The following is a 13,378-nucleotide window of genomic DNA, read 5'->3' as shown; positions in this document are numbered from 1 at the left end:
TTAAAAAATATCCACAACTAAAACCATTAATCAGTCTTAATTGTGGATATAAATTTATTTTATAAGATGCTTTTTAAAAGCATCTTATTCAAATGCACTAAGCACCCTATCTAATATACCGTTTAAATGAGCTATAGCAACACCAAAATTTGTAATTGGAAGTTTTTCATTATTAGCCATTTTAATTCTAGCCATTAGCTGTTTTCTGTTAAACATACATGCGGCACAATGAACTATTAACTTATATTCGCTTAAATCCTCTGGAAAAGCACTTCCCGCACAAACCGTTATATCTAACTTTCCGCCTACTTTTTCCTCTAGCCACATAGGAAGTTTTTCTCTTGCAATATCCCCTTCTAGTGGATGATGTGTACAGGCCTCTGCTATAATCACCTTATCTCCTGGTTTTAGGGTATCTATAGCCCTTGCACCTTTAACTAAAATATCTAAATCCCCCTTATACCTAGCCATAAGTATAGAGAACGAAGTAAGCGGTATATCCTTTGGTATTATAGCATTAACTTTCTTAAACACCTGTGAATCTGTAATTACTAAATCTGGTTTATGTTTTAGTGAATCTAAAACATCCTGAAGTTCACTATCCTTTACTACTAATGCCATTGCATCGTTATCAAGAAGGTCTCTTATTATTTGAACCTGTGGAAGTATTAATCTCCCTTTCGGTGCTTGAATATCTTGTGGCGCCACAACCAATACTATTGCCTTTGGTTTTACTAAGTCGCCAACAATTGTACTCTTTTCAAAATCCTCTGGAGCCATCTTCATAATTGCTTTTTTTAGTTCATCAATATTCACTTTGTCTTTAGCACTTACCTTAACAAAATCTATATTTATTAGCTTTTGAATCCTATCTAATTCCACATCACCTTTATCAACTTTGTTAATAACTCCAACTACAGGAATTTTTCTTTTCTTTAAATCCTCATACCATTCGCGTTCTAGACTTAAATCTGAAACATTACCATCTATAACCAAAAGTGCCAAATCCGTTTTATCCATAACTTCTTTGGTCTTCTTTACTCTAAGTGTTCCTACTTCGCCCCTATCATCAAGTCCTGCAGTATCTATAATTACAACAGGGCCTATTGGAAGTAGCTCCATAGCCTTATATACGGGATCTGTAGTAGTCCCTGCTAGTTCAGACACTAAAGCAATGTCCTGTGCTGTGATTGCATTAATTAAACTAGATTTACCCACATTCCTTTTCCCAAAAATAGCTATATGAAGCCTATTAGCATTCGGTGTTCCTTGCATACTAGATACCTCCTATTTTAAAATTATGATTTTTTCTAAATAATAAAACCCTCTAAGAATATAGAAGGTCAAAGTATACCTGTTAGTGTTAAAACTTTTTCCCTCCTTTTTGCTCAGAAAATTCTTTACAATTAGGTAAAATTTGAAATCATTAAATTTTATAAATTTAAGTGTAAAAACACTATCAATTTAGGGTAGTTGACTACTTATTTTTTCCATACAGTCAGATACTTCTAACTCTATTAAACAAGATAATTATACAAAATTTCAGTATTAATTGTCAATGCATTAAGTAATAAAAAATATACTGCTTTAATATAGTGTTGTTTGGGTAAACTAAATGTGAAAATGTGAAAAATAATAAAGGTGGTTGATGATATGACTCTGCGAAAAAAAACTATTTTCCTTTTTACTACCCTAATTATTCTATTATTTTTATCTAGAAGTTCCCATACAAAAAATATAATACACAACAGCCCGGTATTTAAGCCTTTAAATATTTCATTAAAAGACTCTAGTGATTTTAGAACATCAAAGATTGCTTATTTAACTTTTGACGACGGTCCTACTTATGTTATAACGGCTGCACTATTAGATATATTAAAAAAGGAAAATGTAAAAGCTACTTTCTTTGTAGTAGGTAAAGAAATCGAAGGAAAGGAATCAATCCTTAAGAGAATATACCTTGAAGGTCATAGTATTGGTCTTCACACCTATAGTCATAATTTTAAAAAAATATATAGAAGCACAGAGGATTTAATCTATGAAATGGAAAAAACCTCCGATAAAATTCAGGAAGTAATAGGTATCACACCTAAAATTATTAGGTTTCCTGGTGGTAGCTCTAAACATCTAAATGCTTTTTCTTTAGAAACTCTTCATAAAAATAGTTTTAAAGTTTATGATTGGAATGTTAATATTTACGATGGCATAAATCCTAACTTAAGTGTCTCACAACTTGTTGAAAACTCGCGAATTATTAAAGGTAATAAAAATGCTGCCATGGTTCTAATGCATTGCAATTTTAATAATAAAAACACAGTAAAAGCTCTTCCTAAGATCATACAATATTATAGTGAATCAGGTTATATATTTAAAGCTATTACTGAAGATACTCCTGAATATTACTATAAATTCAGAAACTAAAAAAAGCCCCACCATAAAGTGAGGCAAGTGCTATAATTGCGCTTTCTAAGTTTTTTTCAAATTATATTATTACATTTTTTTAAATTTAAATTTACTTAACATCAAATAAGATAATACAATCAGCAAAAAAATAGTAGGTCCTAAATTTGAAGGTCTATGAAACATGAGTAATGCATAGAGTGCTAAAAATGTGCCAGTAATAGTAATGGGAATTCCTGAAAAAACTCCATCAAAATCCGTAATATTATATTTTGCTAACCTATATGCCCCTGCTACTGGAAAAATCAAAACCATTAAATATCCAATAGACCCTAGTGAAGCAAAACTATAAATATTAAATATCAATATGGAAGGTGCTACACCAAAAGATATTAAATCACATAATGAATCTAGCTCTTTACCTAAATCGTTATCTACTTTTAAATACCTAGCTATTCTGCCGTCGTATCTATCAAATATACCTGCTAAAAGAATAAATAGTGCTGCTAATTTATAATTGCCCTCAAAGCTCATAAGTATAGACATAATTCCACAAGACATATTACTTAAGGTAAACATGTTTGGAACAGCATTTTTTATTTTAACCATCTATATCACTCCTATAATCATAAGTATACCATACTCCTAACACTTATTCTTTAGTATTATGCCATATTATTATTAAATCTATATTAATTTTTCTTATTAAAAATTATAACGAAATAAAAAAAGGCCAGCATTTTTTTTGCTGGTCTTTCTGTTTTATTATCTTTGAACAATAACAGCAGTTCCTTGACCGCCACCTATGCATAGTGTAGCAAGTCCAGTTTTAGAATCTCTTTTTATCATTTCATGTATTAATGTAACAAGTATTCTTGCTCCTGAACAACCTACTGGATGACCTAATGCTAAAGCTCCACCATTGACATTTACTATTTCTGGATTTAATCCTAAATCTTTACGTACAGCTAATGATTGAGAAGCAAATGCTTCATTAGCTTCTATTAAGTCCATATCAGCTATAGTCATTCCTGCTTTTTTCAAAGCTTTTTGAGTTGCTGGAACTGGACCATAACCCATTATACTTGGATCTACTCCGGCTGAACCGTAAGATTTAATAGTACATAAAACCTTAGCTCCTAATTCGTCAGCTTTTGCTCTTGACATTACTATAAACATAGCTGCACCATCATTTATTCCTGATGCATTAGCTGCTGTTACAGTACCATCTTTTTTGAATGCTGGTCTTAATTTACTTATTTTTTCAATAGTTGAACCAAATTTTGGGAATTCATCTTGATCAAATACTTTTGGTTCACCTTTTCTCTGAGGAATTATAACTGGAACAATTTCATCTTTAAACTTACCAGCTTTAATAGCTGCCTCAGTTCTTAATTGACTTGTCAAAGCAAATTGATCTTGAGCTTCTCTTGTTATATTCCATTCTTTTGCTATGTTTTCTGCTGTTATTCCCATATGATAGTCATTAAATGCATCCCAGAGAGAATCTTTAATCATAGTATCAACTACTTTACCGTCTCCCATCCTTGCACCCCATCTGTTGTTTGGAAGCACATATGGTGCAGAACTCATGCTTTCAGTTCCACCTGCAAGTATTACATCTGCATCTCCACACATTATAATCTGTGCTGCCAAACTTACTGCTCTAAGTCCTGAACCACAAACTTTATTTATTGTAAATGCTGAAGATGAAACATCCATTCCTGATTTAACAGCTATTTGTCTTGCAACATTTTGTCCAAGTCCTGCTTGTATTACGTTACCGATTATAGCTTCTTCTATTATTTCCGGTTTAATACCTGCTCTTTTTATAGCTTCTTTAGCTGCAATAACACCTAATTCTACGGCTCCTACATTTTTTAATTCTCCACCAAAACTTCCTATTGCTGTTCTTACTGCTGATACAATTACTACTTCTCTCATATTCTAACCTCCATTTATTTATTCCTTTAATAGACTATTACAATATAATAGGAATTCATCATTCGATTTAATTTCTTTCCTATACATATAATACTAGCATTTTTCATGCCAAGTTGATAAATTCTTATAAAGTACACTATATCAACATCTCTCCTTATTATAACACAAATTTCAACAACAAGTGTAAACTTAGTTAACGTTAATAATTACATGATTTTTTATACTTTTAGTTTGTTAATATTCTAACCTCATTGTTAAAAAAATCACTAAAAGTGTTTTCAATGCGTTGATATAACTGTACATTTAGTTTTTTATGTAATTATTACCTAAATTACCGTGACTATTATTTATATAAAAACAACACATGTAAACTTTGTTTACATGTGTACTATTATAGATTGGTCTCTTTCGTTAAATTATATCGGTTTAATTTTTTATATAATCCAGCTCTACTAAGCCCCAATATTTTTGCTGTTTCTTTTTTATTTCCATCAGTTTTTTTTATACACTGCATAATCAGGTCCTTTTCCAGGGTTTCAACAACATCTTTCAAATAATTATTTCCTAATGAATATTTTTTTATCTTATTCTTTATTATTTTCTCCGGCAAATGTTTTGACACTATACAAAGTTCTCCATCCAAAAGATTTATAGCTCTTTCTATTACATTTTCAAGTTGTCTTATATTCCCCGGCCAGTTATATGATTTTAAATAATCAATGGCTTCACTTGAAATTCCCTCAGTATAAATACCATATTTTTTACTTATCTTCATCCTAAGCACATTTGATAATTCCTCGATATCATCTATTCTTTCTCTGAGTGACGGCAATTTCAAATGCATAACATCCAACCTATAATACAAATCCTCTCTAAATTTACCATCACTAATTAACTTTTCTAAGGACTTATTAGTAGAAGCAATAACTCTCACATCAACTTGAGTAACATCGTTTCCGCCAACTCTCACTAACTCCTTTTCTTGAATAACCCTTAGGAGTTTAACCTGCATATTCATAGGCATATCACCAATTTCATCTAATAAAATAGTACCCCCATTGGCATGTTCAAACTTACCCTTCTTACCTGATCTTTTAGCACCAGTAAAAGCACCCTCCTCATAGCCAAACATTTCCGACTCAAAAAGCTCTGCTGGAATAGCACCGCAATTAATTTTCACAAATGGCTTTAGACATCTACTACTAGCATTGTGGATAGAGTGTGCAAAAAGTTCTTTACCCGTTCCACTTTCACCAGTAATTAAAACATTTGAATCTATCTTAGCTACTCTTCTGGCCAGATGCATTACCTCGCGGCTCTTAGCACTGTGCCCTATGATATTACGAAAAGTATATAATGCTTTTCCATCCCCACTCAGCTCATGTTTATAGTATTTAACCTCTTTTTCTAAATCAGACAATTTATTACTTAATATTTTGAAATTGCTTAAATCCTTAAACATTACTTTTTCAATAGCCCCTATAGTTTTACCATCTTCCACTATGGGCACTCTCATTGAAATCATCTTATGCCCGTTAGTCTCTTGAAGTTCACCAAATTGTTTTTCGCCGGTCTTTGCTACTATATGTAATTTTGTGTTTTCAATAACATCCGTTACATGCTTTCCCTCTGGATTTTCACAATTAATAAGCTCCTTATATGCATTACTCATCATAGTTATTATTCCATTTTTATCTACTACCACCACAGACTCATTTACAGTATTAATAATTGTATTTAAAATTTTCTCAGGAACATTACCATTATTGTTAAAGTTTTTTAACGTATTATTTTTTGAATCTGTTAATTCTTTGTTCTCAATTTTTTCACTAAATATTTGGAGTCCACCTATTACTTCGCCATTTTCAATTATTGATTTACGAGTTACAATAAATTTTTCTTCTTCAATATTTATTTGTGTGTCTCCATTTTCAATTACACTTAATAATTCACTATGTGGAACTACATTTAATATACATTTTCCTATGCTATCTTTTACATTAACCATCAACATTTTTCCAGCTGCATTATTAATGATTTTTATAATACCACTGTTGTCTATAACAATAACGCCTTCATTAATATTGCCTATAATTTCATTATAGTAATTATTAATTGTATCCATTTGTCACCTTCCCTTAAGCATATAAAACAATTATAAAGTTCATAGTTTTTTTTATCAAGACATAATTTAAAAATCCTTGTGAAAAGCTTCATTTGTATGATGGAAAATGATACCTGGCTTTTGTTCATACTAAATTTTACGTAATAAAAAAAGTATATATTACTAAAGAGTTCCTTTAGTAATATATACTTTCGAACATATTAAACTACAAAATTGTGAAAATAAAAGAGTTTATCATTTTCCAAACACATTCATAAATGTGGTAATAATTCCTGCATTACAGAAATCTATAAATAAACTTCCCACCAGTGGCACTATAAAAAATGCACTTGGAGCATGTCCATATTTTTCTGTCATAGCTCCCATATTAGCCATTGCATTTGGAGTAGCTCCCATACCAAATCCACAATTACCAGAGCACATTACTGCTGCCTCATAATCTCTACCCATTAAATTGAAGGTTATGAAATATGCAAACAATCCAAGTAATATTGTTTGGGCTAATAACATTACTATTAAAGGTATAGCTAAATCCGCTAATTGCCATAATTTTAATCCCATTAATGCCATAGATAAGAATATAGATAATGAAATTCCTCCTATCATATCAATTTCATCTAAGTTAACCTTAAATGAACTTGTAGAATCAGATATATTTCTTATAATTGCAGCTGCAAACATAGCGCCTATATATACTGGGAAAGTCATACCTGTTTTTTCTAAAAGCATAGATATAATTGTACCTATTCCCATTGCTAATAATATCTGAGATATAGCACCCATAAAGTTTTCAGGAATCATCCGTTTTCCAGTTTCTTCTTTTGTTACTGCTGCTTCTTTAGCCGCAGCAGACTTAATCGTTTTCATAGGGTATGAAAGATTCTTTTTCTCAATTAATCGTTTACCTAAAGGTCCTCCAATAACACTACCCATAATTAAACCAAAAGTTGCTGATGCCATTGCTACTGTTGATGCACCTACTGCGCCTGCTTTTTCAAATACTGGACCAAATGCACCTGCAGTTCCATGTCCACCAACCATAGGAACAGAAGCTGTACTAAGTCCTATAAGTGGATTTAGGCCAAACATTTTAGCAAGTGTAACCCCTGTAACGTCTTGAAGAATTACAAGTACTACGGATATTCCTAAAAAAATAAAAACTCCTTTTCCGCCTTTTTTTAGTAATTTAAGACTCGCAGTAAAACCAATAGTTGTAAAGAATGCCGTCATAAATAATTTTTGAAGAGTTATGTCCATATCAAAAACCAATACGTTAGTTAATTTTAATATTAAAGTTATTACTGCAAAAATCAAACCCCCAATTACTGGTGCCGGTATACAGTACTTTTCTAAAAAAGTTAACTTATTTTTAATTTTTTGTCCTATAAACAATACAACAACCGCTAGTGCAGCTGCTTGAACCATATCTAACTTAAAAGTCATTTGCTATACCCCCTATATAATTTTTTAGTATCTAATTTAATTATACATGGCTTCTACAAATAACAACACAATGCTACAGATTCTCTCATAAATAAATTAATTTTTCAAACTATTGGTATTATTTGAACTGTTTTTATTGTTTAAACTTTTTTATTTTTTTTATAATTGAATACAATAGTTAGCAGTAATTCTTTAAAACATAAAACTATCCTTTTTCATTAACCACTAATTTTTAACATAAAAAAAGTATGTATTACTAAAAGAATTTCTTAGTAATACATACTTTGAAAAATATTAAACTACAGAATTAAAGTAATAGTGAATTTATTATTTTCCAAACACATTCATAAACGTGGTAATAATTCCTGCATTACAGAAATCTATAAATAAACTTCCCACCAGTGGCACTATAAAAAATGCTCTTGGAGCATGTCCATATTTATCTGTCATGGCTCCCATATTAGCCATTGCATTTGGTGTAGCTCCCATACCAAATCCACAATTACCAGAGCACATTACTGCTGCATCATAATCTCTACCCATTAAATTAAAGGTTACAAAATATGCAAACAATCCCATTAATACAGTTTGAGCTAATAACATTACTATTAAAGGTACAGCCAAATCCGCTAATTGCCATAATTTTAATCCCATTAATGCCATTGATAAGAATATAGATAATGAAATACCTCCTATCATATCAATTTCATCTAAGTTAACTTTAAATAAGCTTGTAGAATCAGATATATTTCTTATAATTGCAGCTGCAAACATCGCACCTATGTATACTGGAAAAGTCATACCTGTTTTTTCTAGAAGCATAGATATAATTGTACCTATTCCCATTGCTATGAATATCTGAGATACAGCACCCATAAAGTTTTCAGGAATCATCTGTTTTCCAGTTTCTTCTTTTGTTACTGCTGCTTCTTTAGCCGTATCAGAATTAATCGTTTTCATAGGATACGAAATATTATTTTTTTCAATTAATCTTTTACCTATAGGCCCACCAATAACACTACCCATAATTAAACCAAAGGTTGCTGATGCCATTGCTACTGTTGATGCCCCTACTGCGCCTGCTTTTTCAAATATTGGACCAAAGGCACCTGCAGTTCCATGTCCACCAACCATAGGAACAGAAGCTGTACTAAGTCCTATAAGTGGATTTAGACCAAACATTTTAGCAAGTGTAACCCCTGTAATATCTTGAAGAATTACAAGTACTACGGATATTCCTAAAAATATAAAAACTCCTTTTCCACCTTTTTTTAGTAATTTAAGACTTGCAGTAAAACCAATCGTTGTAAAGAATGCCGTCATAAATAGTTTTTGAAGAGTTACATCCATATCAAAAACCAATAAGCCACTTACTTTTAATATTAAAGTTATTATTGCAAAAAGCAAACCTCCAATTACTGGTGCCGGTATACAGTACCTTTCTAAAAAAACCAACTTATTTTTAATTTTCTGTCCTATAAATAAGACAACAACTGCTAGTGCCGCTGCTTGAACCATATCTAATTTAAAAGCCATTTGATATACCCCCTTATATATTTTTTATATTACATTATATAATATATTATAAAGAGTTCATACAATTAACAACGAAATACTACAAAATACTTCATTGAAAAAATAAATTTTAAAATATTCATGACTTTCACATCTTTTACACATTTTATCATAACATTATGCTAAACTATTAAAACAATTATGAACCTAATTTAGTAATAATACTTTCGATGAAATTTTTTGTATTAATCTTTCCTGGTTCCTCCAATTCATTGTTTATATGTCTCATTTCCTGTCTTACTTGTTTAAAGTCAAATAATAGAGTACTATACTCCATAAAGATACTACTACTATAATCATCACAACCCAGCTCTGATATAGTCTCCAAAGCCTTTTGAATAGTTCTTCTGACCCTTTGCTCTAAAGCTTTTTTATTTGCATTTAGATTTCCGTCGCCCTGCTGTTCTAGTACAATTTCATGGTATATTTTTTGTAGCTTATATGTAGAAGTTTGATTCCTTTTTTTAAACTCTATTATTTTATGTATAATCACAATTAACTCATTACTTCCTGTAGCACCAGCAATGCCTATATCAGCAAAAATGTTAGTTATTCTCTCATCTAAAAGTAACTCTTTCCCTACACTTTTATCACTATTTAAGTTTAAAACTGCATTTTTTATAAGTGCTAATGAATTTTCAAGTTCAATATTATGGCAGATACCTTTAATGACATTAATAACCTCTATACTATTTATGGGTTTACTTATAAAAAAAATTATCCCATTTTCATATGCCTTTGATACAACTGCATCATCCTCTACTTGAGATATCATAATAAACTTACCTTTGTAGCCTTGTTTTTTGCTATCCTTCATTATTTCAATGCCATCCACTACAGGAAGCAAAAGATCAATTAGTACTATATCTGGATTATAAAACAAAATTTCTTGCACTGCATCTTTCCCACTATCTATTTCACATATAACCTTTCCAAGATTATTTTTTTTTATGAGAATTCCTAACATTTTTCTAATATTAATATCATCATCTAAGATCAAAAAGGTTTCTCCCATAGTTATCCTCCATTCAATGATTTTCTAGGTATTTTTAATATAAAAGTAGTACCTGAGAGTCCATCTGATTTTATTTCTATATGTCCACCTAAATCATCAATAATATTTTTCACATGTGAAAGCCCTATGCCTGTAGAAGACTTTCCTGTTATTTTATCATACTTAGTAGTAAACCCTGGATTGAAAACATAGGGGATAATGTCTTCATCAATTCCTTTTCCAGTATCACTTACTTCAAAATATATATTGTTTTCATCCTCTTTTTCATATATTTTGATAGAATCTCCACTTTCACAATCATCTATACTATTTACAATTAGGTTATTAAGCATAACAAATAGATTATAATGAGCCTTAACAGTAAAATCCTTTTGAAAATGAAATAAAGTTACTATTTCTTTCTTACTCTCTTTTATATATCTATTAGTATTATCTTTAATAATTGTAAAAATATTGGAAAGCGACATAGCAGCTTCATCTTCAAAATTCTCTATAAGTGCCTCAAATCCCTTTAACACTCTATAATGATCTTTTTTAATTTCATGCACCTCTCTAGCGATATCCAAGGTCTTTTCTCTTAAATATTCATTGTTTTTATAGGTTTCATATAAACTGTAGCTTTTTGACATTACCTCTTCAATATCATTCATTGATTTCTTTAAATAAAACATTTCTGCCTGTATATTTGAAATCAACAAATTTAGTTCTGTATATCTCTTTTGATGTTCACTATTCAAAATGAACAAATTTTGTTTACTATTAGTAAGATATGCAAAATAGGATACGGATGCTCTGATAAATCCCACCAAAATTATAATTCTTACTATATAGAGATTAATACTATTTCGCAACAAAGCTTCCAATATATTAGAGAATGAATCTGTCAATGCTAATAAAAAAATTGTGTTTACTATATTACTCCTATATTTTTTAACTCTTGTAACCCAAAGAAGCACTCCATAGAGTAAATAATATGCAAGCGAAGGAAAATTAAAAGATATTGTATCTACAATCCCCTGGTGCAGCAGTAAAATTCCAAAAATACTTCTTGTAATAAATACACTAAAACCACATAGAACCGCCATTGTTACTGCTGACATGTCTTCCATTATGAGTATGCATAAATTTAAAATAATTACCCCTGCCGAAAATTTAAATTGACTCTCAAATGGATAAAAATATATCTCTCCAAATAGTGCTACAATTACTGATATCATAATATATCTCTTAATCTTTGACATATAATCCTCCAAACAAATGAATATTATTTAACTTTACCTTCTTATACGTTTAGTTATACTACTTAATGATAAGTCACAATCAGATAAATAACAAGCAAAATACCTCAAAGCATAAATCTTTGAGGATATTAAATGAATAGTTTAAAATTTAAGATGTTAGGATGGACCTTACTATATTATAAAATTCAATATTTCCTTAGATATATATTCTATTTGACCCTTCAGTTCATTACTAAGTCCAACGTTAATATCTATATTGGCAATTTCTATTCCTATGAAATAGCCCTTAATATCCATCCTGTAATCATTAACTAATTCCATTAAGCCTAATGAGTGAATAGACTTAATCTTGCCTCTAGTCTTCACCATATCATTTAAACTTTTAAAAGTTACTGTGCCTGGAATATTCCCATAATATGTTGAATCCATAATATAAAATACATCTTCCTGGTTTAATTTTGAAAAACAAAAATCTAAATCTGTTTCTCCCATAATAGTTTCAATCCCTTTATCCTCTAAGGTATTTTTAATTTTTTCTAAAATCAACACTGCTACTGCATCATCCAACATTAGCCTGTTACCTATAGCGATGACTTTTTCACTCATATTAACTCCCCCTACTTATCCCTTATATATATATATATACTGAAAAAGTTTTTCTATTATGCGGTATTAACTCTAATTCTGATCTCTTATCTGTAGTGTTACATTTTATAGAGCTTCTTCCTATATTAAATAATGAAATACATGCTTATTTATTAGATACCATACAATAAATTCCTTTACATTATCTTATTTAAAATAACAAAATGTAGTGTGCTATTATATCTACAATTACAAATATATGTACGGATTAGAACACAATTATGTTATACATTCTAACAAAGTGTTCATGTAATTAGGCATAGTTCCTTATAAACTAATTAGATTGTACATATTATCGAACAAAATGTTTAAAGTTAAAAAGTAAAACCAGTAACAAAACACTAAAAAACTAACTTACTAAATAATAGACTTTGGCTATATTAAGTAGATTCCATGTATCAAGTGGATTCCCTATTTTAAGTTTGATAATATAATTTAAAATTAAAAATGGCATTATTCTTGCTATCCATATTTATGAATACAAAGTTTTAATTTGATTTCTATGACGTATCTAATTGGAAGTTTAGTATTTAAACTAGCTCAATGCTGAAAATGAGAAACTGTAAACGTTAGTAAATTTATATTAAATATGTAAAGTTCCACAGCATTGAATGATTTAATAACACTTGATTTTTTTAAGAAAGAAGTGAAAGATAACAATTATATTAGTTGTTATCTTTCTCGGAGAATAGTGAGGAGGAAGGTTTATGGATTTTAAGCTTACAAAACAACAAGAATTTGTACAACAAATGGTAAGGGAATTTACAATAAAGGTCGTAGAACCAATAGCTGCTGAAATAGATAGGACAGAAAGATTTCCTTCAGAAACCGTAGAGAAGATGGCTAGATACCATATGATGGGCATTCCAATTTCCACTGAATTTGGTGGAGCTGGCGGAGATAATTTATCTTACGTTATTGCTGTTGAGGAATTATCAAAAGCATGTGGAACTACAGGAGTTATTTTATCAGCACATACATCATTATGTT

Annotated in this window: 11 protein-coding genes; 2 read left to right on the top strand and 9 right to left on the bottom strand. The window is 30.2% G+C overall.

Features of this window, described 5'->3' with window-relative positions:
- Nucleotides 1–84 precede the first annotated feature (84 nt).
- Nucleotides 85–1,275 carry a [FeFe] hydrogenase H-cluster maturation GTPase HydF gene (gene hydF, locus ACREVU_RS09875; protein ID WP_431551430.1) on the bottom strand — a complete coding sequence of 397 codons (1,191 nt, stop codon included), beginning with the start codon at nt 1,273–1,275 and terminating at the stop codon, nt 85–87.
- A 378-nt stretch (nt 1,276–1,653) separates the two neighbouring features.
- Between hydF and ACREVU_RS09870 the strand changes: the two genes are divergently transcribed.
- On the top strand, nt 1,654–2,421 hold the full coding sequence (locus ACREVU_RS09870; RefSeq protein ID WP_431551429.1) for a polysaccharide deacetylase family protein: 768 nt from the start codon (nt 1,654–1,656) through the stop codon (nt 2,419–2,421).
- A gap of 69 nt (nt 2,422–2,490) precedes the next feature.
- Here the strand turns inward: ACREVU_RS09870 and pssA are convergent, their stop codons facing one another.
- From pssA to ACREVU_RS09830, 8 genes are all read right to left on the bottom strand, one after another.
- Entirely contained in the window at nt 2,491–3,009 is a 519-nt protein-coding gene (gene pssA, locus ACREVU_RS09865) for a CDP-diacylglycerol--serine O-phosphatidyltransferase (RefSeq protein WP_431551428.1), read from the bottom strand.
- Nucleotides 3,010–3,165: 156 nt separating this feature from the next.
- Nucleotides 3,166–4,344, bottom strand: a complete 1,179-nt coding sequence (locus ACREVU_RS09860; protein WP_431551427.1) for an acetyl-CoA C-acetyltransferase — start codon at nt 4,342–4,344, stop codon at nt 3,166–3,168.
- A gap of 391 nt (nt 4,345–4,735) precedes the next feature.
- Nucleotides 4,736–6,469: a sigma-54 interaction domain-containing protein gene (locus ACREVU_RS09855; protein WP_431551426.1), complete on the bottom strand. Its 1,734-nt coding sequence runs from the start codon at nt 6,467–6,469 to the stop codon at nt 4,736–4,738.
- 234 nt (nt 6,470–6,703) lie between these two features.
- Nucleotides 6,704–7,912, bottom strand: a complete 1,209-nt coding sequence (gene gltS, locus ACREVU_RS09850) for a sodium/glutamate symporter (protein ID WP_431551425.1) — start codon at nt 7,910–7,912, stop codon at nt 6,704–6,706.
- 327 nt (nt 7,913–8,239) lie between these two features.
- Entirely contained in the window at nt 8,240–9,448 is a 1,209-nt protein-coding gene (gene gltS / locus ACREVU_RS09845; protein ID WP_431551424.1) for a sodium/glutamate symporter, read from the bottom strand.
- 178 nt (nt 9,449–9,626) lie between these two features.
- Nucleotides 9,627–10,502 carry a DNA-binding domain-containing protein gene (locus ACREVU_RS09840; RefSeq protein ID WP_431551423.1) on the bottom strand — a complete coding sequence of 292 codons (876 nt, stop codon included), beginning with the start codon at nt 10,500–10,502 and terminating at the stop codon, nt 9,627–9,629.
- Nucleotides 10,503–10,504: 2 nt separating this feature from the next.
- Nucleotides 10,505–11,743: an ATP-binding protein gene (locus ACREVU_RS09835; protein ID WP_431551422.1), complete on the bottom strand. Its 1,239-nt coding sequence runs from the start codon at nt 11,741–11,743 to the stop codon at nt 10,505–10,507.
- A 171-nt stretch (nt 11,744–11,914) separates the two neighbouring features.
- The gene (locus tag ACREVU_RS09830; RefSeq protein ID WP_431551421.1) at nt 11,915–12,349 is read right to left on the bottom strand and encodes a hydrogenase maturation protease; all 435 of its coding nucleotides are present in this window, start codon (nt 12,347–12,349) and stop codon (nt 11,915–11,917) included.
- Between the two features lie 746 nt (nt 12,350–13,095).
- Here ACREVU_RS09830 and ACREVU_RS09825 point away from each other — a divergent pair.
- The coding region (locus ACREVU_RS09825) for an acyl-CoA dehydrogenase family protein (protein ID WP_431551420.1) at nt 13,096–13,378 on the top strand (283 nt) is incomplete at its 3' end.

Origin of the sequence: Clostridium sp. (assembly GCF_050717535.1) — a bacterium.
GTDB lineage: Bacteria > Bacillota > Clostridia > Clostridiales > Clostridiaceae > Clostridium_AD.
The sequence above is the reverse complement of the archived record's forward strand: the minus strand, read 5'-3'. Positions and strand labels throughout refer to the sequence as shown.